At 60.3% G+C, this 25608-nt stretch carries 21 protein-coding genes and 1 pseudogene; 5 read left to right on the forward strand and 17 right to left on the reverse strand.

Annotated elements, in window-relative coordinates:
- Positions 1-57 precede the first annotated feature (57 nt).
- Together HCN58_RS29390 and HCN58_RS29395 are read right to left on the reverse strand one after the other, a co-directional pair.
- Complete coding sequence (locus HCN58_RS29390) at positions 58-1413, reverse strand: ABC transporter substrate-binding protein (protein WP_171582855.1); 1356 nt, start codon at positions 1411-1413, stop codon at positions 58-60.
- Between the two features lie 52 nt (positions 1414-1465).
- Positions 1466-2488 carry a zinc-dependent alcohol dehydrogenase gene (locus HCN58_RS29395; RefSeq protein WP_171582856.1) on the reverse strand — a complete coding sequence of 341 codons (1023 nt, stop codon included), beginning with the start codon at positions 2486-2488 and terminating at the stop codon, positions 1466-1468.
- A 1136-nt stretch (positions 2489-3624) separates the two neighbouring features.
- Between HCN58_RS29395 and HCN58_RS29400 the strand changes: the two genes are divergently transcribed.
- Complete coding sequence (locus HCN58_RS29400) at positions 3625-4005, forward strand: nuclear transport factor 2 family protein (protein WP_171583005.1); 381 nt, start codon at positions 3625-3627, stop codon at positions 4003-4005.
- Positions 4006-4257: 252 nt separating this feature from the next.
- On the opposite strand, the gene HCN58_RS29405 is transcribed toward HCN58_RS29400, so the two are convergent.
- From HCN58_RS29405 to HCN58_RS29465, 13 genes and pseudogenes are all read right to left on the reverse strand, one after another.
- The gene (locus tag HCN58_RS29405; RefSeq protein WP_171582857.1) at positions 4258-4836 is read right to left on the reverse strand and encodes a hypothetical protein; all 579 of its coding nucleotides are present in this window, start codon (positions 4834-4836) and stop codon (positions 4258-4260) included.
- A gap of 20 nt (positions 4837-4856) precedes the next feature.
- Positions 4857-6458, reverse strand: coding sequence for a tetratricopeptide repeat protein (locus HCN58_RS29410; RefSeq protein ID WP_171582858.1), 1602 nt, complete (start codon positions 6456-6458; stop codon positions 4857-4859).
- Positions 6459-7189: 731 nt separating this feature from the next.
- A pseudogene (locus HCN58_RS29415) lies at positions 7190-8166 on the reverse strand (tripartite tricarboxylate transporter substrate-binding protein).
- A gap of 51 nt (positions 8167-8217) precedes the next feature.
- On the reverse strand, positions 8218-8934 hold the full coding sequence (locus tag HCN58_RS29420) for a GntR family transcriptional regulator (RefSeq protein ID WP_171582859.1): 717 nt from the start codon (positions 8932-8934) through the stop codon (positions 8218-8220).
- A 158-nt stretch (positions 8935-9092) separates the two neighbouring features.
- Positions 9093-9863 carry an SDR family oxidoreductase gene (locus HCN58_RS29425; protein WP_171582860.1) on the reverse strand — a complete coding sequence of 257 codons (771 nt, stop codon included), beginning with the start codon at positions 9861-9863 and terminating at the stop codon, positions 9093-9095.
- Between the two features lie 19 nt (positions 9864-9882).
- A complete protein-coding gene (pcaC, locus tag HCN58_RS29430; RefSeq protein ID WP_171582861.1) occupies positions 9883-10266 on the reverse strand; it encodes a 4-carboxymuconolactone decarboxylase in 384 nt (127 codons plus the stop codon).
- Between the two features lie 45 nt (positions 10267-10311).
- On the reverse strand, positions 10312-11532 hold the full coding sequence (locus HCN58_RS29435; RefSeq protein WP_171582862.1) for an ABC transporter substrate-binding protein: 1221 nt from the start codon (positions 11530-11532) through the stop codon (positions 10312-10314).
- Between the two features lie 41 nt (positions 11533-11573).
- Positions 11574-12827, reverse strand: coding sequence for an ABC transporter substrate-binding protein (locus HCN58_RS29440; RefSeq protein WP_171582863.1), 1254 nt, complete (start codon positions 12825-12827; stop codon positions 11574-11576).
- Positions 12828-12860: 33 nt separating this feature from the next.
- Positions 12861-13568, reverse strand: coding sequence for an ABC transporter ATP-binding protein (locus HCN58_RS29445; RefSeq protein WP_171582864.1), 708 nt, complete (start codon positions 13566-13568; stop codon positions 12861-12863).
- Positions 13555-15327 (reverse strand): branched-chain amino acid ABC transporter ATP-binding protein/permease, encoded by a 1773-nt coding sequence (locus tag HCN58_RS29450; RefSeq protein WP_171582865.1) that lies wholly within the window; start codon positions 15325-15327, stop codon positions 13555-13557. Before HCN58_RS29450 ends, HCN58_RS29445 begins: the two co-directional genes overlap by 14 nt.
- Before the next feature lie 2 nt (positions 15328-15329).
- Positions 15330-16280 (reverse strand): branched-chain amino acid ABC transporter permease, encoded by a 951-nt coding sequence (locus HCN58_RS29455; RefSeq protein WP_171582866.1) that lies wholly within the window; start codon positions 16278-16280, stop codon positions 15330-15332.
- Between the two features lie 103 nt (positions 16281-16383).
- Positions 16384-17781, reverse strand: coding sequence for an MmgE/PrpD family protein (locus HCN58_RS29460; protein ID WP_171582867.1), 1398 nt, complete (start codon positions 17779-17781; stop codon positions 16384-16386).
- A gap of 32 nt (positions 17782-17813) precedes the next feature.
- Positions 17814-18764, reverse strand: a complete 951-nt coding sequence (locus tag HCN58_RS29465) for an NAD(P)-dependent oxidoreductase (protein ID WP_283814648.1) — start codon at positions 18762-18764, stop codon at positions 17814-17816.
- Positions 18765-18890: 126 nt separating this feature from the next.
- Between HCN58_RS29465 and HCN58_RS37225 the strand changes: the two genes are divergently transcribed.
- From HCN58_RS37225 to HCN58_RS29480, 3 genes are read left to right on the forward strand one after another with little or no spacing between them, the layout of a single operon-like run.
- Positions 18891-20234, forward strand: coding sequence for an MmgE/PrpD family protein (locus tag HCN58_RS37225; RefSeq protein WP_171582869.1), 1344 nt, complete (start codon positions 18891-18893; stop codon positions 20232-20234).
- Positions 20235-20276: 42 nt separating this feature from the next.
- Positions 20277-20660, forward strand: a complete 384-nt coding sequence (locus HCN58_RS29475; RefSeq protein WP_171582870.1) for a carboxymuconolactone decarboxylase family protein — start codon at positions 20277-20279, stop codon at positions 20658-20660.
- Positions 20661-20662: 2 nt separating this feature from the next.
- Positions 20663-21496, forward strand: coding sequence for an N-acyl homoserine lactonase family protein (locus HCN58_RS29480; RefSeq protein ID WP_171582871.1), 834 nt, complete (start codon positions 20663-20665; stop codon positions 21494-21496).
- A gap of 85 nt (positions 21497-21581) precedes the next feature.
- On the opposite strand, the gene HCN58_RS29485 is transcribed toward HCN58_RS29480, so the two are convergent.
- Positions 21582-22550 carry a tripartite tricarboxylate transporter substrate-binding protein gene (locus tag HCN58_RS29485; RefSeq protein WP_171582872.1) on the reverse strand — a complete coding sequence of 323 codons (969 nt, stop codon included), beginning with the start codon at positions 22548-22550 and terminating at the stop codon, positions 21582-21584.
- Positions 22551-23923: 1373 nt separating this feature from the next.
- Here HCN58_RS29485 and HCN58_RS29490 point away from each other — a divergent pair.
- Positions 23924-24301, forward strand: coding sequence for an H-NS histone family protein (locus HCN58_RS29490; protein ID WP_171582873.1), 378 nt, complete (start codon positions 23924-23926; stop codon positions 24299-24301).
- 175 nt (positions 24302-24476) lie between these two features.
- On the opposite strand, the gene HCN58_RS29495 is transcribed toward HCN58_RS29490, so the two are convergent.
- Complete coding sequence (locus HCN58_RS29495; protein ID WP_171582874.1) at positions 24477-24743, reverse strand: hypothetical protein; 267 nt, start codon at positions 24741-24743, stop codon at positions 24477-24479.
- Between the last annotated feature and the right edge of the window lie 865 nt (positions 24744-25608).

Genomic DNA, 25608 nt, shown 5'->3' on the forward strand with positions numbered 1-25608 from the left:
CGGATGCCTGGAGCAAGGACAGCGAACGCAGGAAAAACGCGTTCGCCGTCAGGCGGCTCACTGCCGCAGGGCTTTCTTGCCGTCGTAGTAGCCTTCCTTCTTGAGGATGTCTTCCATGCGGGCGCCGATTTGCTTGGCGCCGTCTTCGGTCGAAACCTCGCCGAGCATCATCTTCGAGCCGACCTCGGCAACGATCTCGGAGATCGCGGCCCAGGCCGGAAAGCGCGGTCGAAACTCCGGCACGCCCTTCTGCCAGGAGGCGACCATCGGCTCGACGAACTTGTACTTCGCCTTGATGTCCGCCTGTTCGTATACCGAGCTGCGCCCGGAGACGCCGCCCGCCTCTACATAGGCGCGCGCGATATCCTCCGAGGTTGCCCATTGGATGAACAGCCAGGATGCCTTCTGTTGCTGCGGGCTGGCCTGTGATGCGACGGCGAGCGAGAAGCCACCAAGTGCGGGTAGACGGCCGGCCGGTCCGGCGGGTTCGGGTGCGACCGCGAGGCAATCGCCGAGCTTGGAGGTCTTCGGATCGGTCAGCGTGCCATAGAAGGCCGACCATTCCGTGATCATCGCCACCTGGCCCTGGGCCAGCGCGTTGACCGCCTCGACGTGGTCATAGGAGACGACCCCCGGCGGCATGTACTTCATAAGGTCCTGGCGGAACTTCAAGCCAGTCTGGCTTTCCTTCGACATCAGGTTCGAATGGAACGTCTTGTCGAGCAGGGAGCCGCCGAAAGGCCAGAGCACGCGCATGAAGCTGTCGGCCGACTGCGTCTCGCCGCGCAATGACTGCAGGGCGAAGGCGTATTGTTTCTTCTCGGGGTTGGTCAGCTTCGGGGCGTAAGTGGTGTAGAGGTCTTGCCAGGTCGCGGGCGGCTTGTCGAACCCAGCGTCCTTCAGCATGCATTTGTTGTAGAAGAGCAGGCCCGAATAGTTGTCGAAGGGCAGGCCGTAGACCTTGCCGCCCCACGAGCCGAAGGCGTCTAGCAGCAGCGGGAAGAAGCCCTTGAGGTCGAGCCCGGGGTCGGTGATGGATGCGTCGCTGGTGAACTTCTCAATCGGAACTATCCAGCCATTCTCTGCGAACTCGCCGATCCACACCAGATCGACCAGTGCCATGGTCAGATCGCCTTTCGAGCTGAAGTTGAGGACCTGCTTCTCGCGGCTGTTCTCATATGGAACGATTTCGTAGTTGACCTTGATGCCGGTTTTTTTCTCGAACTCAGGCAGCAGCTTGATGATGGCGCGATAGCCAGGGCGATCGAGGAAGATGATGTTGATTTCGGTGCCTTTGTAAGGCGCGGCTGCCTTGTCGAGCGCCCATTCGGCCCGGGCGAGGGTGGGGTCGCCGACGGCAGCACCCGCAGTAATGACGAGCGCGCTAAGCGTCGCCAGAAGCCATTTTCTCATCGTATTCCTCCCTTTTTGTTATCTCGTCAGCTACGTGTCATTCCGCATCGGGTCATATCCTCTTCAAATCGACGAGGACCTTGACATACCCCGGTGCGTTCTCGGCGAGCGCCGTGAGCACGCCGGGCGTTTCCTCCAGCCCGATGCGATGGGTGACGATCGAGCGCACGTCGACCTTCCCCGCTGCGAGGAACTCGATGGCGAGCGGATAGACGTCTCCCATCCGCCGCGCGAACTTGATGTTGAGGCCGCGGCGACGCGCATCCGCGGCAGGCAAGGTGTAGATGTCGCCGTCCGGAATGCCGACGAGCACGATGCGGCCGCCGATGCGTGTCGCGGTCACGGCGTCGCGGAAGCCGAACGGTGAATTCGTCGCCTCCATCACGAGAGGACAGCCGCCTTTGGACCATTCGATCAGATCGGCGGCGGTTTCGCCAACCCGGTCCGCGCCGATTCTTTCGGCCATTGCACGGCGATGCGCCAGCGGATCGCAGGCGAAGACTTCTCCAGCGCCGGTCGCCTTCAGCACCTGGACAATGAGCAGGCCAATCGGGCCGCAGCCTAGTACGGCCACACGTTCCAGCATGCGCGGCTTGGCGAGTTTGACGGCGTGAATTGCGACGCCGAGTGGCTCCAGCATCACAGCGTCGAGTGCGTCGAAGCTCTCCGGCAGTGCAACGAGCTGCGATTTTGGCGCCCAGATGCGTTCCGTCATTGCGCCGTCGAATGGGGGAGCGCCAATAAACTCAACATTAGGACACAGATTGTGATGGCCTTCACGGCACCAGTCGCACTGACCGCACGCCTTATTCGGGTCGACGGCAACGAGCTGCCCGCGCGTGAGACCGAGCTCTTCCACGTCTTCACAAAGATAGCCGCCGAACTCATGCCCGGGGACAAACGGCTCCTTGATAACCGTGGCGCCGATACCGCCGTCCTTGAAATAATGCAGATCGCTGCCGCAGACGCCGACCGAGGCGACCTGCATGAGGACTTCGCCCGCGCGTCCCTCCCGCAGATTGAACTGCGCTACGCGCGCCTTGTTTGCGCCGTGGACGAAAAGAGCTCGGCTCATCAACCTGTCATCCGCGTTGCACCGGGGTCCTTTGCGCCAACGCGCCATCGTGGAACCCAAGCTATACATTCGTATTTCGCTAAGTGCAACATATGAATAGTTATAAAAACATTTGTACCATTCCGGACTCTTGAATACGATTCCGCCTAGCGTTTTCAGGTTGGCTGCTGGCGATTATTCCGCGCCGATATGGATTATTCATTCGCCAGGGCGTGCGCAGCCGGCGTAGAGGCTGAACTCTCAAAGACGGCCACAAAGAGCTGAGCGGTCGGTTCGCCGAGACGGGGATCCAGCGAAATGAGTGATCACAGGTCCCGACGGCCTCCATATTTTCTATATCGCTTGTTGGCAGTCATCCTGTTCGGCGGTTATGTGCTGTTCAATGTCTTTCAGGAGGACAACTCCGCAACCATGGCCCCGAATCTGACACTCAATCGCTGACGTCTCGCGCGCTTTTTCCTTGGGAGCCACGCCGGCACGCCCGCGCGGGCAAGTGGATCCATCCGCTTGCTTGCCAAGAGCCGACATTCAGAATGAAAGAGGCCGCCAATTGAGGCGGCTCGGTGAAGCATGATCGGCATTTTGCGGCTGTCTAGCAAGATGCGTACTGCGTCACCGTGATAGGTCTTGCCCACGACGACATCAGTGGCGACGCTCGCCGTCGTGAGAAGGCCATCTCACGGCAGAGTTCGACGAAGCGTGCACGCACCTTGCGAAGGGGGAGGCCATTGTCTTTGCGGAAGTCCGCGATCGTCTTGTGATCAGGAGCGAGCCGACCGAGCAGAAGCGCTGAACCGCGCGTGCCCCCGACTGGAGTACGCGGCCTCTTATCGCGTGAAGCACGGAAATTGCCTAAATCGACGAAATCTAGCGTTCGTCAGTATGTCCGCTCTTAGCGGTTAGAGCGGAAACGGCTAGTGAAAGAGCGACGCGGTTGACCCGTTGCTGACATCTGCTTTTTGGTTGATTATGAAATGCGATCTCATTGACCGCCGCCAATGACGCTTGGCAGCAGGTTTCAAATTCCTGTGACGGCTGCTTTTCGTTCGCCACTGGCGCGATCGCAATAGCGGCCCACGGTTCACATGAATTCAGGTCCCCGAAATGATAGCCGGAAACCTTGGTTGGAGATTGAGATGGATAATCGAACTGTGCGGCTAGCGTTGCAGCGCCATTGGAATGCTTCGGACGCGAGCGATTTCGAGATCGAGCATGAGATATACCACGAGGAGGCTGTGCTTGAATATCCGCAATCCGGCGAGCGGATTTGCGGCCGGCACAAGATTCAAGAGAGCCGGTTCGTCCAGCCAAACAAGAAGCGTTTTACGGTCCGGCGAATTATCGGGAGCGGCGATCTGTGGGTGACAGAATTCGTGCTTAGCTACGACGGCATACCATCATACGCGGTGAGCATCATGGAGTTCCGCGAAGGATTGGTCGCCAACGAAACGCAATATTTCGCCGATCGCTTTGACCCGGCACCCTCGCGTGCGCATCTTGTTGAGCGAATAGGCTAGAACGAATCTTTGTCTTCGCGACTGCTAATGGCCCCAACGCGAAGTCCAGCAGGATTCTGAAATTGTCTGCTTATCGGGGTAGACCGGAAGATCTAAATGGGGCTTTTGACCCTCAATGGGAAATTTGGCCGGGCTGACGGCAAGCGCGCTATCGGCCTGAACATTCGATAGCGACAAGAGCTATTGCGAAATAGCGACCAGAGGTCGATCCCACAGCTGTAGGAAAATGGCGCGGCAAAGTCTTGGGCCGGGTTATAGTCCCAGGGTAGTCTCAGCCCATTTCAACATGATTTCGCTATTTAGGAACTCCAGCACGGCTGGCTCTATTGACGTGGACGCACCATGTTGAAGCAGAACCGTCGCCGCCACCATGTCGCAACGCTGGTTGAATGCGAGTGAGATGACGGCTCCATTTCGGTTTTGAGCAGCGCTAACGCTATAGGCCCGAGTGCGGCCCCGCATTGAGCCGACGGTGATCGGCCGGCCGGCGCCCAACGGCTTCGCTTGGCCGCCAATCAAAGCCAGATCGCCCATTTGCTCGAGGTCCGTGTCGTCAGCGATGCCAGTGGCGCAGTTGCAAAAACCAAGCTTGGCGCGAACGTAAAGGTGGACTTCGCTGCCGCAATCGGCCGCCCTGCACCGGAACGCTTTGCCCTTGCCCCAAGGATCCGTTGGAAAAGGCCAATGTGCTTCAGTCCACACTGGTCGCAAAGCGCGCAACACGCTCTTGTTTGCCAACTCGGTGGAGAGAATCGGCAAAACAGCGATTGCTGCCACGAGGATGAGCGCAGCGCTCACGGTGACTGCGAAGGTTCTACCCGTCAGGCGCATGGAGCTGCTTCGCACCCTGACTAATTCTTTGCCATGAATTTCCGCGCGGCCGCCAAGTCCTGCCGACCAGGGTCGCCATTTCGGGCCATGTCAACGATCTTGGCGTAATGCTGCCGCGCCTTTGCTGCGTCACCCGCCTTGTCGGCTGCTTGTGCGGCACCGATAGCTGCGCCAAAACGATTCGGCTCCTTACGCAGGGTGCCCTCGAACGCGGCAAGCGCCTCAGTTGCCATACCCCTTTCGAGCAGCATGGTCCCGTAGAGCTCCCGCGCTGGGGCGAGCGGTCCTGGCGTGACAATGGATTTCTCCGTCTTATCCTCCGCATCGGCAGCGACGCGCATAGCATCCAGCGCTTCCGCGTGCTTGCCCTGTGCGTTGAGCAGCCAAGCCGTTGCGACCTGCTGTTGGATGTCGACGATCCCAGCCCAATAGGTATCCTTGTCCTGCTGCAGCTTGTCCCGTAACTCCGAAAGCTTCGCGATGTCGGCCCGTGCCGCATCAGGGTCGCCCGAGCGCGCGGCGCCAAGCGCACGCGCGAAGTGGGTGATCGCGTCGACATATGCGAACCGGCTTGGCTCGACCTTTAATGCAGCGGCGCCTCGCCAATCGCCGCGCTCGACCGTATAGCGCGCTTGGCTGGCAGCCACCGCGTACGGCCCGGTGCGGACGTTCGGCGCATAGCCCTTGGTTGCGATCATGTCCTCAACTACCTCGCGGGCCTCCTTGTCCTGCGCGAGTTGGAGGTGGGCGTACACGAGATAATCCTCGGCGTGCAGTTGTTCGTGGGGCTCCTTGCCCTCCTTCGCGGCGCGAGCAGAGCGGCTGTTCGCGGCAATGGATTCGTTCCAATAACCGACGCGCGTGAAAATGTGGGAAGGCATGTGCTGGGCGTGCGGTGCCGCTGGGGCGATCTCGGCATATCGCTTAGCGGCATCCAGACCCTGCTCCGCTATCGGTGGGTAGTCGTAGAGATGAATGAGGTAATGAGCAACGCCTGGGTGCCGCGGCTGTCGCTTAAAGATTGGCTCCAGAATGGCAGCCCCCTTGAGCTGGTTGGCATAGGTCTTGTCATTTGGGGAGGCGGCGACATTCAGGGTAATGGCGTAGGCGATCTGCGCCTCGTCATCATCTGGATAGCGCGCTGCGAGTGCTTCCGTGGCCTTGAGGTAGCCTTGCACACGCTGGCCAAAGGAAACCTTCTCATCTCCCAAGTAGAAAGCGAGAAGCGCATCGATGTAGTCACGCTCCCGTTCGCTCTTGGCGCCAATTGCTTTAGCCTTTTGCAAAACCGCAAGGCCTTCGGCGAGGTTCTCTTTCGGTGCGGGGAAGTGCGGGTTCGACAAAAGGCTGAGGGCAATGCCCCAGTAGGCGATAGCACATTCGGGATCCGCTTTGAGCGTCTCTTCGAAAATCTCTTTCGCGGGCCGATACCAGAACGAGTGCTGATAGCGCATCCCGCGGTCAAAGCGGCGTTGCGCCACCTCGTTGCACGATGTCTGAAAATGAACTTTGCCGAACTGGTCGTCGGCGCCATCTTGTGCGATAGCGGCTGGCTTGGTGAATACAGAACCTAATGCAGCCAAGGCGATAAGAGAGACGGTCCTCAAGGCGAGCGCACGCATCGGCCCCTCCCGTAAACAGCTTATCGAAAATCTTTTCCCTGAAGCCGGCCTACAAGTCGGCTTGCCGAAGTTCGGCAGCGTCGCAAATTGCCAATCGTAATTCTCCAAAGGATCCGCGCATTAGCAATCGGAGTCAAGAAGAATAGAATTGTGGAGGAGCTCTGGCCGTCCGGTCGGTAGCACTGGGCATACTCGCATGCTGGCCGCCGTCTGCTCCTGGGGAGGACCGCACATCGAAACCCAGCGGCTGCCCATGTCCGATTCTGGCCGATATTGTGGAAAGAGTCGGAAACTCTCAACTCCAGATCGCCACCAGCGAATGTCGCATCGGTGATTGCTCCTCCCACCCACGACCTGATGCAGGAACGTACAGCGTTCGAGATCGAGCGAACGGGAGTTAGTTGTTGGCCAGGACTCGGAGTTGCGTCGTGAGTGAGGCGATGCAGGCCACCGGCTTGGCAATTGCCGCAGGGCAAACCTATACCCCTGCACCGAGCCGTATTTATGATCCGGGAGAAGGACTCCGGACCGATTTAAGCAAGGAAGAATGTCGCTCGAAGCGCTTGGCTCTCTTGGGAAAACTGGAGCGATAGGATTGCGCACCCAGCGGGCCCCAGGTTCGCGCCCTGGTGCGCCCACCAAGCCTTTCAAGAACTTAGCGCGCAAAGCCGTTTGACGCCGGGCCGCTTAACGAACGATCGAGCGGAATGCCGCAGCTTGTCGAACCTCGCTCATTGGGGCTCGATACCTGCTTGCTTGATGATGCGCGACCATTTGGTAGTTTCGGCCCGAAGGTAGGCGTCGAGCGCCGCGGGCGTGGCCTGCTCTTCCTCGACGGCGTCATGCTCAGCTCGGCGAAGCGGCTGACCAGCGGCGGATCCTTAAGCGCCTTCTGCAAGGCGGCGACCAGCGCATCCACAATCGGCTTGGGCGTGTTGCGCGGCGCATACATTCCGTACCAGGTGGTGACGTCGAACGCCGGTACGCCAGCCTCTGCCGAGGTTGGCACGTTCGGCAGGGTCGCCGCCCGCTTCTTGCTGGTAATCGCATAACCCGGAATGGTGCCGGCCTGGATATGGGGCGTCGGTCCGGTTGCAGGATCGCAATAGACGTCGATGTGACCTGCGATGATGTCGTTGAGCGCCGGTCCGCCGCCCTTGTAATAGATCGGCGTGAGCTTTGCATCGATCGCGTTCATGAACATCAATCCGCAAAGATGCGAGGCGGAGCCGAGGCCCACATTGCCGTAGGTGACCTTGTCGCCTTGGGCGCGCACATAGGCGACAAGCTCCTTCAGGTCCTTTGCTGGAAAATTCGCTCGCGCCACCAGAAGCATCGGAACATCCGTGACGAGACCGATCGGTGCGAAATCGCCGATCGGATCGAACGGCAGCTTGGCATAGAGCGCCGGTGCGGTCGCCTGGCCGACATGCATCAGCAGCAGCGTGTATCCATCCGGCGCTGCCTTGGCGACGCGATTGGTGCCGAGTGTGCCGCCGGCGCCCACGACGTTCTCGATCACGATCGACTGCTTCAGCGTCGCGCTCATCGATGTTCCAAGCAGCCGCGCGATCACGTCGCCAGGTCCGCCGGCCGAGAAGGGAACGACGAGGGTGACCGGTCGGTTCGGGTATTCCTGTGCGAGGGCCGACGGCACCGACAACGACAACAGCAAGAGCAGCGGAAAAATCGTTTTAAAAAACTTCATTTGGAATTTCCTATCTGCCGCTCGTCCGTCGATAAGCCTTGGCGGGACCGGCTATTCCTCCACCACTGCTTTTTCCCTAGGCGCGGATGTTTGCTCGATCATGCTGAGTGCGGCCACCGCGGCCGCCTTGACGTGGTCGACGCAACACTGCTCGGCGAGGTCTGGATCGCCATTCTGGATCGCGCGCCAGATCGCGGTGACCTCGCGCAAGCTCTTGTTGATACGTTTCGGGTGCGACATCGACGTAATTCGCAACAGAGTAATGCGGTCGTGCAGGGGTCTTAGCATTCGCTCGATGAAGGCATTCTGGCAGCCGCCAATCAGCGCCGCATAGAAATCCGTCTTGGCTTCCAGGGCGGCGGTCAAGTCGCCTTCGGCGAATGCTGCCTTCAATCGCGCCAGCGCGTCCCCGATTCTGCGCACCACGTCTGGATCGCGGAGACGGGCGCATTCACGGCCGGCAAATCCTTCGAGCACGGCGCGCGCCGCGTACAGCTGTTTTGCTTCCTCGAGGCTGATGGTGCTGACCACCGGACCGCGATGAGGGATGGTATTGACCAAGCCGTCCGCCTCCAGCACCCGGAGCGCCTCGCGGATGGACGGCCGGCTTACGCCCATCATCTCGCAGAGCTCCCGTTCGACCAGGCGCTGGCCCGGCTTCAGCCTTCCCGACATGATCGCTTCGCGCAGCTTTTGCGCGACCATCGAGCGAACGGTCGGAACGTCCTCGATTCGAAGCGTGAATTGCAGTTCACCGCGTTTGTCCATCGTCTACCGCCCTGGTACCGGCATTGGTTCAATAGCGATTTACGGGCAGAATCATCATCTCCGCAATCTGAACATGCCGCCGGCCGCCCCGGTCAGTATGATATTGCAGCTTGATGCTTCAGCCCTTGAATCCCTCACGAAGGGTCGATCATTTGTGCTCACGCGACGGCCCAGCCTCCATCAATCGGCAGGATCGCGCCGGTGATGTCCTGTCCAGCCGGGCTGGAGAGGAAGACAACCATCGCTCCGACGTTTTCCATCCCGATGAACCGCCCGCTTGGCTGGCGCGCCGCGAGGTAGTCGCGCGTGGTCTCCTCAGCGCTCCGGCCTTCGTCGGCGGCGACCGATGCAATCTTTCGCTGGATAGCCGGCGTCGGCAGGGTGCCCGGGCTGATCGCGTTGCAGGTGATCCCGCTCGTCGCCGTCTCGATCGCGACGGCCCGGGTCATGCCGAGGATGGCGGTCTTGGTCGTCACGTAGTCGATGCGGTCGGCGACAGCGCGGGTCGAGTAGATCGAGGCCATATTGATGATGCGGCCCCAGTTGCGCTTCTTCATCGCGGGTAGTGCAAGGCGGATCAGATGAAACGGCGCCGACAGGTTCACCGCCAGCGCTTCGTCCCATCGTTCCGGTGCAAAGTCCTCGACCGGCGCGAAATGCCGGACCACAGCGTTGTTCACCAGGATGTCAATCGCCCCCGGCCCGAGCAAATCGGCCATCATGGTTTCGATGCATGCGCGCTGCGACAGGTCCGCGGCAACGCTCGTCACCTCGACATCAAAGCGCGACCGAAGCTGGGCTGCCGTCTCCTTCGGTTCGATGAGATCATGAAGGATGATGTTGGAGCCCGCGCCGGCAAGGCTTTCCGCCACGGCAAGCCCTAGCCCTGCCGTCGCGCCGGTGACGAGTGCGCGTTTTCCGTTCAGCATCGCGGTTGCGGCTCCCGGGTTACTTCTTCTGATCCAGCTCGTCGAACACTTCGCGCGCATTGCGAAAGGCGTCGACGCCGGCCGGCACGCCGCAATAGATTGCGACCTGCATGAAGACCTCGCGTATTTCCTCGCGGGTGGCGCCGTTAGTGAGCGCGCCCCGAACGTGAGTCTTGAGCTCGTGCGGACGATTGAGCGCGCACAGCATTGCGAGGTTGAGGAAGCTGCGGGTCTTGTGCGAGAGGCCGTCGCGGCCCCACACATAGCCCCAACAATATTCTGTCGTGAGGTCCTGCATCGGACGATTGAAGTCATCGGCCGTCGCGATGGCCTTGTCGACGAATTCATCACCGAGGACGCTTTTGCGAATTTCGAGTCCCCGGTCGTATGTTGCCTTGTCCATGACGATTTCCAGATCCTTGCGAGTTGGAGTGCGCTAATTCTTCGGCTAGATCTTGGGCCAGAACGGCTGGGCCAACGCCAGTTGTGGCGGGAACACGGTGACGGGCACGCCGGATTGCCACTGCACGATGGTCATGCCGGCGCCGACGCGACGGCCCTTTTCGTCGAACTTGATCTCGCCGAGCGGATAATATTTCGAGGGGCCGCCATCCATTGAGCGCAAGGCTTCGGCGACCGAGACCCGGTCGGCCTTGCCGGCCTTCTCGAGCGCGTCCTTGATGATCCACATGTCGCCGTAGGTGGAGATCGCGTTCTGCGTCATCCACGGTTCCTTGTAGCGGGATTTGAGCTCGGCGATCAGCGTCTCGTGGCCCTTGGCGCCCCAGCTAGCGACGCAGGTGAGCACGCCCTGCAGCAATTCCGGGCTGACTGTCTGCAGCATATCAGGCTCGGCGATGGCGATGCCGAACGAGATGGTCGGGATCTTGCCTTGTCCCAGCCCAAACTCGTTCATCTTTTCGAGCAGCAGTTTTGCGTCGGAAATCACTGTCGGCAGGAAGAAGAGCAGGTCGGGCTTCGCCGCTCGGACCTTTTGAACCAGCGAGGTGGCGTCGGCGAGCGGCGGGGTGAAGGTTTCATCGACGATCAGTTGCAGGCCGTTCTCGGCAAGCAGGCCTTCCCGCATCGACTTCGCGGAGGCGACCGATGCGCCGGTATTGTCGGTGACGATCGCAACCGTCTTGGGCTTCTTGCCCGACGCGGCTTCCGCAAGCTTCACGATCTGCGGCAGGGCCTGCTTGGCCTGAGAGCCGGCGGTTGCGGACGTCTGGAAGACATATTTGAAGCCGCGATCGGTGATTAGATCGGAGTAGGAAAGGGTGAGCACCGGCAGATTGGCGCGCTCCGTCACTTCGGTAACCGCGAGCGTAAACGAACTCAGATAGGCGCCGCTCGCTGCTACCAAGTCTGGCTCCTGCGCCACCATCCGTTGCGCCGCGTTCTTCGCCTTTTCCGTGGTGTCGCCGGAATCGAGCACGACCAGCTTGAGCTTGGCGCCGCCGAGCGACTTCACGCCGCCCTGCGCGTTAATGTGATCCACAGCCATCTCGGCCCCATGGCGCATCACCAGTCCCGGCCGTGCATAGAGGCCGGAGACCGGCACCAGCAATCCAACTTTCACTTCAGATGGTGCTTGCGCCCACGCACGGGGCGTCATTAATCCGATCGAGGCGCCGGCAAGCAGCGTTCGTCGCGTAATCTTGCTCATGACAATGGCTCCTTGAAAATCTCGAAAGAGGCTTGTTCAGATCAGGAGGATTTCTTCGGCCAGAAAGGCGCCGCCTGCGCGAGATCAGGCGGATAGACGGTGACGGGCACGCCAGACTGCCACTGCACGACCACCACGCCGGCGCCGACACGACGGCCCTTTTCGTCGAACTTCAACTGACCGCCGGGATAGTGTTTCGAGGGGCCGCCATCCATTGTCCGGAACGCTTCTGCAACCGCACGCCGATCGGCCTTGCCGGCCTTTTCGAGCGCCAGCTTCATCAGCCACATGTCGCCGTAGGTCGAGATGACGTTCTGCGTCATCCAGGGCTCCTTGTACTTGGCCTTGAGCTCGGCGATCAGGTCCTCATGGCCTTTCGAGCCCCAGTTCGCGACGATCGTCATGATGCCCTGGACGACTTCGGGGCTGACACTTTGCAGCATGTCGGGTTCGGCAATCGTGATCGAAAACGAGACCGTCGGAATCTTGCCCTGGCCCAGCCCGAACTCGTTGATTTTCTCAAGACCGAGTTTGGCGTCGGATACCGCGTTGGGCATGAAGAGCAGCAGGTCCGGACGGGCTGACCTGACCTTCTGGATCAGCGGCGTGGCGTCGGAAAGCGGCGGCGTCCAGACTTCCTCCAGAATCAACTGAAGGCCCTCCTGCGCGAAGATCTTCTCTTTCAGCGCCTTCGCGGTCGCAACCGACGTCGCAGTATTGTCCATCAGCATCGCCACCGTCTTCGGACGCTTGCCCGACGCCTTTTCGGCGAGCTTCATCAGTTCGGGCAGGCCGAGTTCGGACTGCCGGCTTGCGGGTGCCGCGGTCTGGAAGATGTATTTGAAGCCACGCTCGGTCAGCAGATCCGAATAGGAGAGGGTGAGCATCGGCAGTTCGGCGCGCTCGGTGACCTCGGTCACCGCCAGCGTGAAGGAGCTGAGATATGAGCCGGTGGCGGCGACCAGATCGGTCTCCTGCGCCACCATACGCTGCGCAGCGTTCTTGGCCTTTTCGGTGGTATCGCCGCAATCGATCACGACGAGCTTGAGCTTGGCGCCGCCGAGCGACTTGATGCCGCCCTGCGCATTGATGTGTTCGATGCCCATCTCAGCGCCCATGCGCATCACTTGGCCGGGGCGGGTATAGATGCCGGAAAGCGGCACGATCAGGCCGACCTTGACCTCGGCCGGCGCTTGCGCCCGCGCGATCGTCGAAAGTCCCATGGCGGCTGCGCCGGAAAGCACGGTTCGGCGCGTGAGCGACGTTTTTGACGTCTTGTTATTTTGTTGGCTCATTTTTCCTCCCAATGGCTTGTTGATCGTTTGTTGTCACATGCCGAGATAGGCCTTGCGCACGCGGTCGTCCGCTCGCAAGGTTTCGTTGTTGCCTTCGAGCGCGACGCGACCGGCTTCGAGGACGTAGCCGTGATCGGCGGATTCCAGTGCTTCCGCCACGCGCTGTTCGACCAATAGAATTGTCAGCTTCGATTGCCGGCGGATCTCGATCAGCCGTTCGAAGATGAAATCGGCTACCGTGGGCGCGAGGCCCATCGAAGGTTCATCCAGCATCAGAAGTTTTGGCGACGACGCCAATCCCCGGCCGACCGCCAGCATCTGCTGCTGTCCGCCCGACAATGTTCCTGCGAACTGGTCGCGGCGCTCGGCGAGCACGGGCAGCCATTCGAAGATGCGCTCGATGTTGCGCTTCCAGTCGCGGTGGCCTGCTTCGGTCATCGCACCCATCTCGAGATTTTCCATCACCGTGAGCGAGGGAAAAACCTGTCGGCCTTCGGGGACATGGGCGATGCCGAGATGCGGGCGGCGCGCGGGATGGATCGACAACAGGTCGGTCCCCTCGAACGTGATCGTGCCGGCGCTCGGCCGCACGATTCCGGAGATCGTCTTGAACAGCGTGGTCTTGCCGGCGCCGTTCGGGCCGACGATGGCGACGAACTGCCCCTGTTCGACCTTGATCGAGACGCCGTTCAGAACCGGAATTGCCGAATAGCCGGCGGTCAGCCCTTCAATTTGGAGCATGGGCCATCCATCTTTTGCCGAGATAGGCCTCGATGACGCGGCTGTCGCGCGTGACAGCTTCCGGTTCGCCCTCCACAATCACTGCGCCATGATCGAGAACGAGGAAACTGTCGACCAGGCGGACCATGGCCTGCATGGTATGCTCGATGATCGCGATCGTCATGCCGTCGCGGGCGAGACGCTGGATCACCGTCACGACCTCGTTGGCTTCGTCATGCCCGAGGCCCGCCAGCGTTTCGTCGAGCAACAGGATTCGGGGTTGCCCGGCGAGCGCACGGGCCAGTTCCATCAGCCGCAATTCCTTGGTCGTGAGCTCGCCGGCGATGCGGTCGGCAATGTCGGACAAGCCGACACGCGTGATCGCCTCGGTCGCCAGCTGCTTTGCTTCGGCGTCCGTCCTGGCGCGGACATAGGCGCCCACCACGACATTGTCCGAAATCGACATACGCAGGAACGGACGCATGATCTGGAAGGTCCGGCCGATGCCGGCCTCGCAGAGCTCGTGTGGCTTGCGGCCTGACATGTCGCGCCCGTCGAGCAGAATCTCGCCGGTGCCGGGTCGCAGGAATCCGTTCAGCAGATTGAATAGTGTGGTCTTGCCGGCGCCATTCGGGCCGATGATTCCAAGGATCTCATTGCGCCGCAGTTTGAAGCTGACGTTTTGGACCGCCTTTAGTCCGCCAAAGGACCGCGACAGGTTGCGGACTTCGAGCACCACTTCGCCGGCGCCCTTAGGCCGTTCCGGGCGTGACCGGCTGGCGATGGCGGCGGCAGGTTGAACTGGCGCGCTCGGGGTCGCCGCAGCGGGCGAGGTCACGCGCTTCCGCAAGAAATCGCGCAATTTCCAGAACAGTCCCTCAGGCGCGACCAGGATGACCGATATGATCGCAAGACCGAAGATCACGCCTTGAATGCCGGGAAAGCGCGAACCCGCCTCAGCGTTGAGGGTTTCGGCAAGCGGGATCAGGATCACGGAGCCGATCACCGGTCCCCAGACCGTTCCTACCCCTCCGAACATCGCGACCGTCAGCGCCTGCGCGGATACCAGCATGCCGAACACCGATTGCGGGGTCACCACCAGCAGCACGACGGCGTAGAACCCGCCGATCGCCCCGGCAATCGCCCCGCTCAAGGTGATGGCGCGCAGCTTCCAGGCCAACGTGTTGATGCCGGCTGCCTCGGCCGCGGCTTCGTTCTGCTTGATCGCCAGCAGTGCCATGCCGAACCGCGATTTTTCGATCACCCGGGTGAGCAGGATCGTCCCGAGCATCATGGCGAGCGCCAGCAAAGTGTAGAGACGGGGATCCGAAAACTGCATGTAGGCGATCGGATTGTCGCGCTTGATCGGTAATGTAACTTCCTGGAAGCCGAGCCATTCGAACACGTAGAGAATGGCGAGCGGATAGGCGAGCATCGCCAGCGCGAAGTAGTGTCCCGACAGCCGGAATGTCGGAAATCCGATCAGGAACCCGGCGATGCCGCCAAGCATGGCTGCGATCGGGATCAGCATCCACGGCGAAAGATCGAAATAGATCTGACCGAGCGCAGTGGTGTAGGCGCCAATTCCGAAGAACGCGGCATGGCCGAACGAGATCAGGCCGGTATATCCGCTGAGCAGATTCCAGGATAAGCCGAACACCGCCCACACCGGCACCAGCGTCATCACCAGCTGGTAATACGAATTGGTGACGCTCAGCGACAGCGCAGCATAGAGCGCGGTGAAAACAAGAATGGGGAGGAGCGATCGCAGGTTTTGCATCGTCACGTCCTCTCGACCATGCGTCCGAAGAAGCCTTGCGGACGGAAGAAGATGATCAGGAGGAAGACGGCGAAGATCGCCGCGTTCTGCAGTTGCGTCGGCAGCACCAGCGTCGACATCTGCTGCACCAGGCCGATGGTCATGCCGCCCCAGAAGGCGCCGATAATGCTGCCCATGCCGCCGAGCACGACGCCGGCATACATGACGATGACATATTCAACGCCAACGAAGGGATGAAACGGATAGTTGGTGGCGAGCAGGCCGCCGGCAATCGCTGTTATGCCGGTGCCGAGCGCGAAGGCAACCCGATGCGCGCGATCGACGTCGATCCCCATATAGGTTGCCGCCGTCGGATTATCGGCTGCGGCCCGCAGCGACTTTCCGAGCCGCGATCGCGTGATCAACAGCGTCAGCAGTATCATCGTTACCAGGGAGACTACGGCGTCGATGCCGCGCGCCTTGTTGACGAAGACACTGACGTCATGGAACAACGGCCCGAGCTCCCAGGCCGAGCTCGACAGCGGCGTGCGAATCGATGCCAGCACCGAACCGAACACGATCAGGCCGCCGTTTTGCAGGATCAGCGCGATCCCGAGCGTCAGAATGAGCTGGGCGTAGTGACCTTCACCCTCGAGGGAGGTGGTGCGCGTGCCTGATACGCGCGAGATCAGGGCGAGATGGACCGCGTAACCGAACACCGCGAGCACTGGACCGGCAAGAAGAATTGCCACGAACGGCCCAATGGCGTTGCCGAAAGTGGCCTGCACGCCGAGCGCGGTGAAGAAGTAGAACGCCGAATACATGCCGAGCATCATGAAGTCGCCCTGGGCGAAGTTGATGACCCGCATGACGCCGAAAATCAGGCCGAGCCCGACACACATCAGGCCATAGACCGCGCCGATCAGAAGCCCGGCGGTCAAAGCCTGCAGAAATCCTTCGAGCGCTGCGGTCACCGCTCACCTCGCATCACGCGGAATAATATGGGACTTGGACTTGCTGCCGGCGTCATCGGCCCTCGTTTGCTCATTGCGTCCCCTATCTTCTTGTTCTCATTCATCATGATGCTGGCCGGAGCAGCCGCCCCGCCGGCTCGAGCCGGCATTGTCTGGCGATGACGCCGCTGTCCGGCAGCAGTTCGCAGCCGTCGACAAGCTCCTCCAGACTGCGCGCGCGATTGCCACCGATGGCGTCAGTGGCGGCCTGACGAAAGCGGGTGCGGATTTCCCGCGGCGTGGCCGCTATGACATTGTCAAGGCGCCGCCGGACCGTATTTCCATTGCGCAGGACGATCGAGATTTCGGCGCCCTGCTGAGCCGGGAAGGCGGCGGTGAAGGTGGAATCACATTGCAGGTCGGTCTGCTCGACCAGACGCAGGATCTTGGGATCATTGATCTCTGCGTAATTGTCCTCTTCGATTGCGCCGCGGGCGAGCACCGCGGCGACGCTGAAGGGAATGCTCATCTTGGCTTGCAGCGCATTCCGGTAAGGCCCTCGGGAATCGCAGCCGGGATAACGCGCCGCCGCTTCGGCAACGAGGATCGAAACCGCCTCGATCTCTTCCGGATTCTTAAGCTCGCGAGCCGCCCGCAACGCGGCCTGCGCGGCGGTTTGCGCAAAATTGCAGGCAGGAACCTGCTTGTTGTAGACGGCCATGATTTCCGGCTCCGAGCCTGCAAACAAACGGATGCCGGTAGGCGCGGGCTGGCGCCGGTAGGCCGCAAACAGTCCGGCTTCGCCTTCGAGGATGGTTTCCGAAGCACAGGCGCCGGCTTCCGCCAGTTCAATCGCCGTGATGGCGTTGCGGGCGGCAAAGCCCGGGTGGAAATACATCTCCGAACCGCCGGCATGCGGCCATTCGTTCAGGCCGGACGATGTATTGGCGGCAACCGAAATTGCGCTCGTCGCTGCATCTTCGGTAAGACCCAACGCGCGACTTCCCGCAAGAGCTGCTCCCAGCGGAGCGACGAGGCCGGTCGGCCGATAGAGGCGCGCCAGATCGGCGTCGAAGAGGGCTCGCCCGATCTGCGCGCCGGCCTCGTAGCCGACGATCGCAGCCGCAAGCAGGGTGGCGCCAGACAGCGACGTTCGTTCGGACAGCGCGAGCAGCGTCGGCCAGTTCACGACGCCATGATGGCAGATGCTGGCGGCGTGCATGTCTTCGCGCACCAAGCCATGGCCGAGCGTCGCGTTGGCGAAGGCCGCGTCGCCTGGCGTCGCAAGCTTGCTTGTCCCGATGATGGTCGCGCCGTTCTCGGTGTGGCGCGCGACGCTGATCGCCTGACGGCTCCACGGATGATGACGTGCCTCGAATGCGCAGGAAAGGAAGTCCAGAAGGCAAATCTTGGCCTTGGCGATGACGCTCTCGTCGAATTGGCCGATCTCGACGGCGAGCGACGCGCGGGCCAGTTGCCGCGCCAGAGGCGTCTCGTTCGATCCGCTCGACCCGATTGTCATCGCAATCGTTCCTCGCTCGGCTTTCCCAGATCTTAGCCGCGCATTTCCACACCGGCCCACTCTTCAAGGACCTTTGCGATCGACGTGAAATCGGACGACGCGCCATACTTGGCGTTGGTGATCGCAAGCATCTGCCGAACCACGGATCCGCAGACCATTGGCACACCCATGGCCTCGGCTTCATCGATGCAAAGCCGCACATCCTTGTAGGAAAGACCAGTGGTGAAACCGAAATCGAAGGTGCCGGGAAGCACGGCGCGCGGAAACTTGTCTTCGGATGCGCTGTTGCGGCCGCTGCTGACATTGATGATGTCGATCAGCACCTTGGCGTCGACGCCGCCCTTGACGCCCATAGCGACCGCTTCCGACGTGATCACCAGGGCGGCCGCCGCCATCAGATTGTTGGCGAGCTTTGCAGTCTGCGCCGTGCCCGGTTTGTCGCCGGTATAAAACAGTTTTCCGAAGTGCTTCAGGATCGGCTGCACCGTCTCATAGGTGTCCTTGGGGCATGACACCATGACGGCGAGCGTGCCGTTCACCGCGCCCTTGATGCCGCCGCTGACGGGAGCATCCACCAGCGTCAGATTTCTGGATTTGAACCCTTCTGCGATCAGCTTGGCCGCGCCGGGGCCGCTGGTGGACAGGTCGATTACGATGCTGGCGCGGTTTCCCGCAATGATTCCGTCGGGTCCCAGCGTGACGGTCTTGACGATGTCGGGAGTCGGCAGGCTCGCCAACACGATATCCGCCGACGAAGCAACCTCGGCTGGGGATTTTGCCAGACGCGCCCCGCGCGCGACGAGCGGATTGGTGGCCTCGCTTTGCGTGTCGTAGACGCACAGGGAGTAGCCGGCATCCATCAATCGTCCGGCCATCGGCCCACCCATGCGGCCCGTTCCCACGAAGCCGATCGTCTCTCCCGCCATCGTCTCACTCCTTGTCGCGCCGCCTGAGGCGGGCGTTCGTTGTTCTTGTCGCGGCAGGGCCTCCCGGCCGCGTTTCGTCGAATTTCAAGATTGTCAGTCAATCTGTCAAGCATAAGATTCTTGTCGACAGGTCGCGGTGCGTCGGAATAGGGTCGGAAAAACAAGGTCCGAGGAATTCGCTCCGTGCGGCAAGATGAAGCGCAAGGCGCCAGCACAACGCTCGCCGATTTCGTTGCCAGCATCGCGTGGGCGGATGTCGCGGCGCAAAGTCACGAGGCGAAACGCTCGATCCTGAATTTCTTCGCGACCGCGCTGGGATCGGCGAATGACCCTGCCGTTACCGGCGCGTTGCGGACGCTATTGCCATTCAGCGGCGCTGCGACATCCGCGGTGATCGGCCGTCCGGAACGGCTCGATGCGATGGGCGCGGCGTTCGTCAACGCCGTTTCGGCCAATCTGCTTGATTTCGACGACACCCACCTCGATACGATCATTCATCCAGCGGCGCCGGTCGCGGCGCCCGTGCTTTCGTTGGCGCAAGCGCGAGGATTTTCGGGGCAAGCCGTTCTCACCGCATTCACTCTCGGCGTGGAAATTGAATGCCGCGTCGGCAACGCCGTATCCCCGGGACATTATGCACGTGGCTGGCACATCACCTCGACCTGCGGGGTGTTTGGCGCCGCCGCTGCCTGTGCCTGGCTGCTCGGGCTTTCGGCAGGCCAGATTGCACATGCGATCGGAATTGCGGCCAGTCAGTCGGCGGGGATTGTCGAAAATCTGCCGAGCGCAGCCAAGAATGTCAGTGTCGGCAATGCAGCGCGCAATGGCCTATTCGCGGCGTTGCTCGCGGCCGAGGACTATACCGCATCGCCACAGGCGATTGAAGGGCCGCTGGGCTGGGCTCGCGCCATGGGAGACGAACCCGATATTGGGCGTCTGACGGGAAATCTCGGCAAGACCTGGGAAATCGCGAAGAATACCTACAAGCCGTATCCGGCGGGCATCGTGTTTCATGCCGTGATCGACGCCTGCTTCAATTTGCGGGCAAAGCTTAACCGGCGCATCGACGATATCGCCCTCATCACGGTGCAGGGCTCCGCGCTTCTGCTGGCGCGGGGCGACCGTCCGGTTCGCAACGAACGTGATGCGCGGGTCAGCATTCATCATTGCGCCGCCTGCGCGCTGCTGCTGGGTACGGCCGGTGTCGCCGAATTCTCGGACGCGATCGTGTTTCGGCCCGATATCGCGGCTTTGCGTCAGAAGGTAGGGGCGGTGCTCGACGCTTCGCTTCCGGATGGCGCTGCGCGCGTCACGATCCAACTGGCGTCCGGAGAGACGTTCAGCGAGGCCGTGATGGCTGCAAGGGGCAGTCTTGCCGACCCGTTGTCGGATGGCGATATCGAAGCGAAATTGCGCGATTGCGCGCGGCTGGGTGGAAGCGATTGGGATATCGATCGCATCATCGGCGACGTTTGGCGTCTCGACACGCTTGCTGACGTCTCGAGTCTGGTGAGGGTGCATGGCTGAGCCCGCCGGTTGAAAGCCGTACTCAAACAATGGAAGGAGCCGATGATGACTGAGTTGTTCGACAAGGGGTTGAAGGTCCGCAAGGAAGTGCTTGGCGAAGAGTACGTCAACAAATCCATCGCAGGCGCCGACGAATTCACCCGGACGATGGCGGAGTGGTCGACCGAGTTTTGCTGGGGCGCATTGTGGACCCGGCCTGGACTCGACCGCCGCACCCGCAGCATCGTCAATCTGGCGATGCTTGGAGCGCTGAACCGGCCTCACGAACTGAAGCTGCATGTCAAGGGAGCGCTGAAGAACGGCCTCACCAAGGATGAGATCAAGGAGATTCTGCTTCAGGTCGCCGTGTATTGCGGCATCCCCTCGGGTATCGATGCGTTCCGAAACGCGCGGGAGGCGTTCAATGAAGTTGAAACGAAATCCTGATCATGGCCGAGGAGGAGTATGAACTCTTTGCCATCCGTTATGCTACCCGCGATGCGCGGCGGAGCGAGCATTTCATCGGTGGCGATCCGCATGATGGGCCAATGCCAATGGACTACTTCGTGTGGGTCGCAAGGGGCGGAGGCCGTACCTTTGTCATCGATACCGGATTCAACGTGGAAGTCTCGAACAAACGAAAGCGGACGTTCCTGCGCTGCCCGGTGGAGACGCTCAGTGCGTTTGGTATCAATGCGAACGAGGTCGAGGATGTCATCCTTACACATCTGCATTACGACCACGTCGGCAATTTCGACCGCTTCCCCAACGCGCGATTCCATCTGCAGGAGCGCGAGCTGACGTATGCCACGGGACGCTTCATGCGATATCCGAGGTTATCGCATTCATTCGAGGTCGATGATATCTGCGGGATTGTACGGCTGAACTATGCGCGACGCGTCTTGTTCTATGATGGCGACGCGGAGCTCGCTCCCGGCCTTACGGTACACGCGGCCGGCGGCCATTCCGCCGGGCTTCAATTCGTTCGCGTCAGGACCCGCCGAGGATTTGTCGTACTCGCCTCCGATGTCAGCCATTTTTACGAGAACATGGCAGCGGAACGTCCGTTTACGACCGCGCTGCATATCGGCGAAATGCTGGAAGGGTTCGCCCGTCTGCTGGCGCTAGCGCCGGACGAAAGCCATATCGTTCCAGGACACGACCCACTGGTGATGAAGCTTTATCCGTCCCCGAGCCCGCAGCTCGAGGGCGTCGCCGTGCGCCTTGATGTGCCGCCATCGGCCGATGCGCCCGTTCGCGCCGACTATCTTTCGCGGCATTAGTCCGGCATCCGGAAAAGTCGATGCCGGCTTCGACGGCGTCATGCGAACGCTGTAGCGCGCGCGGTGCGCTGCCAATGATGTGTCCTCATTTCTCCGCCGCAGCTTTCAGAATCGGCATCAACCGCTCGGATTCGCTTTTTACCAGGTCGGCCAGGGCCTTTGGCCCGCGGCGGTCCGGCTCCACGATATCGGCGCCTAGATCCGCAAACCGCTTTTGCACCGACTGTTCGCTGAGGCCCTTGCTCAGGGCCTCGGCCAGCTTGTCGACAATTGGCTGCGGCGTGCCGCTTGGCGCGAATACCGCGTAAAACGGCGCGCAGTCGAATTCGGGCAGCCCCTGTTCGTGCGAAGTTGGCACATCCGGTAACATTGAGCTCCGTTTCTTGGCGGCGACCGCCAGTGCCTTGACGTTGCCAGCCCGTACCTGACTCAATGTACCGAGCACGGGATCGCATTCATAATCGATTTCACCCGCCAGCATTGCATTCAACACCGGAGCTGTGCCTGTAAACGGCACCATAGTCGGCTTGATGCCGATAGCCGAGTTGAGAAGGAGACAGCCGATGTAGGATACCGAGCCAAGGCCGGCGTGCCCAACATTGAGCTTGCTCGCATTGGATCGGGCATGGGCGATGAATTCTTTGAGACTATTGGCAGGGAAATCTTTGCGGACAACCAGCAATTCGGGATACTCGGCGGTCAGTCCGATCGGCTCGAAGTCCTTCCGTGGATCGTAGCCGAGATTCGGATAAAACGCCGACGCCAGTGCATTTGTGCCCAGGTGACCGGACAAGATCGTGTATCCGTCAGCCGCAGCGCGAGCGGCGCGCAGCGCCCCAATGGTGCCGCCGGCCCCTCCGACATTCTCCACCACGAATTTCTGGCCGAGATGGCGACTGAAAATATCGGCGACGATCCTGCCCGTGACGTCAGCGGGCCCGCCGGCTGCGAATGGAACGATGATGGTAACTGTTCTCGCGGGATAGTCCTGGGCCCATGCCCCAGTCGATCTCGCTAACATCAGAAGGATAGCCGCCGCTACGAACTTTGCCATTTATCGCCTCCCTGACATCATATTGTTATTTGTTGTGACCATATCCCAGTTAGCTGGCAGGCAAATTCTTGGCCTGATCCAGCGCGGAAGTATTCACTCGGATCAGGAGCGCGAAGGCTATCGACGGTGCTATTTTCATATCTCACCGCCAAAGGGAGCATGCATGTCGATCAGGACGACAATCGATGGCGAAAGAAACTCTGGCCTGAATTAAAATCGTAAAAGGTGAGAGAGTGCCCGTCTGCAACGACCCTGCTCCTGAAAGACCAACACAAATGCCTTCACAACCTGGTTACCAACCGGGCTCTCAAACAAGCTCTCAACAAGCTCTCAAACAAGCTCGTCGTCTCATTGTATTCGTTAGTAACCTTCATACGAAAGCTTAATAAACAAGTTTGCTTGCGATGCGATTCAAAGCTGGCAAGGTAGCACCACCAAGCAAAAAAACAGATGCAAGGCGCACCAAGCAACGTCGCTGATAATCTCCGCATTGGTTTCGAGAATATACGAATGAAAAGCCAAAAATACGAAGGCAGCGTTAGCCATGTTCCTGTTAACACTTGAAAACTGGGCAGTAGTTTAGATATTTGGTGCACCGTTTTTGCTCAGTCCTGATCAAGGGAAATAGTGTTCGAACAAGACATACGATAGCTGGCGGATGCCTGCTCGAGGGACATTAGGAGTGGTTTTGTGGATCAATTTATCGCACCAAGTATCGAATTCGAACAAAGTAGGCTCCCGGCAAGAATTGGGCGATCGCTGGGTCAGCTTCGATCCGCACGATCTGCCTGTCGCTCGCTGTTGACTGATCTGCCTACCAGTGACTGGCTTCAATCTCAGATTGATATTCGAATCCGGCTCCTGAGCAACCTGCGGCGGGTTCGGTTTCATCTTGGCCAGCATCTGGATGAACTTCTGCCGCATGGCCCAACCCGTTCTGGTCGCCGGCCCACACGGGCAAGAACCTATACGCGCTCAGCACACAGAAAAGGGTCGGGCGCGCGCCGAATATAGCCAGCAGAGGCGGGGAGACTTGCAACATGGCGAGTCTAATTGTTCCTTGTGCGAAGCGCTCCAAGGAAGCGACGCGGCTAACACGTGCAAGTCGTTGATCCAGACCGCTCGGGAGCATACTCGAAGGGGTTGCCGAACGAACTTGGCTCTTTCTGGATCCCGCAAAACAGTGTGGCCCTAGCGGCAATCGCCCTGTCTACAACCAGAAGTAGCTCCCGGCCGTCGTCGTTGCCGGATTGACCCCGTCGCATCCACAGGCGCAGACTGCCCCAGCAGGGAGGGCGCGAAGGTGGGTTGAACGTGGGATAATACGTCAATATGTTATCGTGGATCCGAATCAGAAAACATTGTTGAAGCCCATGGAAAAGTTGGAACTTGAGGCGATGCCTCTTGATGATCTGTGGTCTCTCCACGAGCAACTCACCGCTGTTTTATCCAGGCGGATTATTGCGGAGAAGCGCCAGCTTGAAAACCGGCTGGTCCAACTCAACCGCGGAAAAATTGCGCAGGCATCGGTTGCGGTCGATGTAAAATCAACCAAAACAGGTCGTAAGAGTCCTCGGCGCCATTATCCCAGGGTTTTCCCAAAATATCGGAATCCAGCAGTGCCGTCCGAAACCTGGTCTGGACGTGGTAAACAGCCTCGATGGCTGGTTTCCGCTTTGAAGGCCGGTGGCAGGATTGAGGACTTCAAAATCCCCGGTGCGCAGCAGGGCAAGGTGAGAGCGCTGCGTTGATCCGAGCCTAGAAAATCATCTCCGTCTCCCGGCATTCAAATCGCTAGCAAAGCGAGAAGGCCTTTCGCTTCGTGTTTGGCTTGCGGTTTTTGGCGGTTAGGCGGGCTGCCGGCCGGCCATTAACCTCTTTGGTGAGCCTGCTGTGGCGCAAGTGGGCTGCCTAACGGCTTTGAGCCTAAATGCGTTTGGAAGGTACCAGATGCAGCCGAGAAAGAAGTTGGCTCAGGAGGTCGCGGCTGGTCAGCCCGATCATGTAACCCCCCTGAAGGGCGACCGCCGGAATAAGAATGGCCAACAGCACCCCGGAAATGGTCTGGCCGTGCGACGCCGCGGCGGCACCGCAGGCTATGATTGTGGCCAGCGTAAGGGGGACTAAGATCAGGAAGTTGCAGTAAACGCCAAAGAAAACTCCGACCAGAAAGGAAGCGATTAGCAGTTCCACTTACGCCCCCTGGTGCCTGACCGTTGAATTATTGCACTGCGGTGCAGGTGAATTTAATCTGACAGCCATTAACGAAAAGTTATTTTGGCGTTGGTTAGGCGTTCCGTGCTTCCTGATGCATTGAGCCGGCCAGACGGGCGGCAACTGCCCGCTAGGATCTGAAGTCAGGAACCATGAGCGGGGGCGTAGCGAGACAGGTAGCGGTCATTCCTTGACGTTTCCCTGCGAGGCAGTTCCCTACCTGCTTCGACCATGGATACGCTGGTTATTTTACCGCCGGTGCGTTTGGCGGTTTTATTTATCGCTGGGCACAGAAGGCCCCAATCCCGATCTCTACGTTCACTTCGCCTTGGGTCTAATCGCGAGTCACCAGTACTACTTCGGCCGGGCTGCAGCGCGGAGGTCCGGGCAAATCAGGAAGCCGAGTGCCGCGAACGCAACAAAATGTTCAAACGCCAGCCGACGTCGACAAATGGGCCTGTCGTGGATTGGCGCGAGCGTCGTAAAAGCGATGAAAGCGAGCAGCCCACGCGGCGAGGCTAATGAGTTTGTGGAACATGCGGACGTCATCTCCGATCAGATCAAGGAGGGTACCTGAACAGACGGGCGACTACTCACCTTTAGGATACTTTGCCGGGGAAGGTCGCTACCGCGTCGCTCGGGGTAGGAGCTAGGAACGTATCTCGAAGTTTGCGCTGTGCTGCTGGCATTCCTCGGCGCCGTGCTTCTAGATTCTGGACAGGCGGAACCAGGCAAGCCGCGCTAACCCAGGCCTCCTCTTCTCAAGCCTGTATGTCGAATAGTTCCACGCAGGCGGAGACATGTAGGCGGGCTTGCCCCCAAACGTTCTGCACGCCATGCCTCA

It is taken from the genome of Bradyrhizobium australiense (genome assembly GCF_013114825.1).
In the GTDB taxonomy this organism is placed as follows: Bacteria; Pseudomonadota; Alphaproteobacteria; order Rhizobiales; family Xanthobacteraceae; genus Bradyrhizobium; species Bradyrhizobium australiense.

What these genes read in the sequence shown, in the direction of transcription:
- HCN58_RS29390 (WP_171582855.1), bottom strand. Translation starts at nt 1,413, where the DNA reads ATGAGAAAATGGCTTCTGGCGACGCTTAGCGCGCTCGTCATTACTGCG.
- HCN58_RS29395 (WP_171582856.1), bottom strand. Translation starts at nt 2,488, where the DNA reads ATGAGCCGAGCTCTTTTCGTCCACGGCGCAAACAAGGCGCGCGTAGCG.
- HCN58_RS29400 (WP_171583005.1), top strand. Translation starts at nt 3,625, where the DNA reads ATGGATAATCGAACTGTGCGGCTAGCGTTGCAGCGCCATTGGAATGCT.
- HCN58_RS29405 (WP_171582857.1), bottom strand. Translation starts at nt 4,836, where the DNA reads ATGCGCCTGACGGGTAGAACCTTCGCAGTCACCGTGAGCGCTGCGCTC.
- HCN58_RS29410 (WP_171582858.1), bottom strand. Translation starts at nt 6,458, where the DNA reads ATGCGTGCGCTCGCCTTGAGGACCGTCTCTCTTATCGCCTTGGCTGCA.
- HCN58_RS29420 (WP_171582859.1), bottom strand. Translation starts at nt 8,934, where the DNA reads ATGGACAAACGCGGTGAACTGCAATTCACGCTTCGAATCGAGGACGTT.
- HCN58_RS29425 (WP_171582860.1), bottom strand. Translation starts at nt 9,863, where the DNA reads ATGCTGAACGGAAAACGCGCACTCGTCACCGGCGCGACGGCAGGGCTA.
- pcaC (WP_171582861.1), bottom strand. Translation starts at nt 10,266, where the DNA reads ATGGACAAGGCAACATACGACCGGGGACTCGAAATTCGCAAAAGCGTC.
- HCN58_RS29435 (WP_171582862.1), bottom strand. Translation starts at nt 11,532, where the DNA reads ATGAGCAAGATTACGCGACGAACGCTGCTTGCCGGCGCCTCGATCGGA.
- HCN58_RS29440 (WP_171582863.1), bottom strand. Translation starts at nt 12,827, where the DNA reads ATGAGCCAACAAAATAACAAGACGTCAAAAACGTCGCTCACGCGCCGA.
- HCN58_RS29445 (WP_171582864.1), bottom strand. Translation starts at nt 13,568, where the DNA reads ATGCTCCAAATTGAAGGGCTGACCGCCGGCTATTCGGCAATTCCGGTT.
- HCN58_RS29450 (WP_171582865.1), bottom strand. Translation starts at nt 15,327, where the DNA reads ATGCAAAACCTGCGATCGCTCCTCCCCATTCTTGTTTTCACCGCGCTC.
- HCN58_RS29460 (WP_171582867.1), bottom strand. Translation starts at nt 17,781, where the DNA reads ATGACAATCGGGTCGAGCGGATCGAACGAGACGCCTCTGGCGCGGCAA.
- HCN58_RS29475 (WP_171582870.1), top strand. Translation starts at nt 20,277, where the DNA reads ATGATGACTGAGTTGTTCGACAAGGGGTTGAAGGTCCGCAAGGAAGTG.
- HCN58_RS29480 (WP_171582871.1), top strand. Translation starts at nt 20,663, where the DNA reads ATGGCCGAGGAGGAGTATGAACTCTTTGCCATCCGTTATGCTACCCGC.
- HCN58_RS29485 (WP_171582872.1), bottom strand. Translation starts at nt 22,550, where the DNA reads ATGGCAAAGTTCGTAGCGGCGGCTATCCTTCTGATGTTAGCGAGATCG.
- HCN58_RS29490 (WP_171582873.1), top strand. Translation starts at nt 23,924, where the DNA reads ATGGAAAAGTTGGAACTTGAGGCGATGCCTCTTGATGATCTGTGGTCT.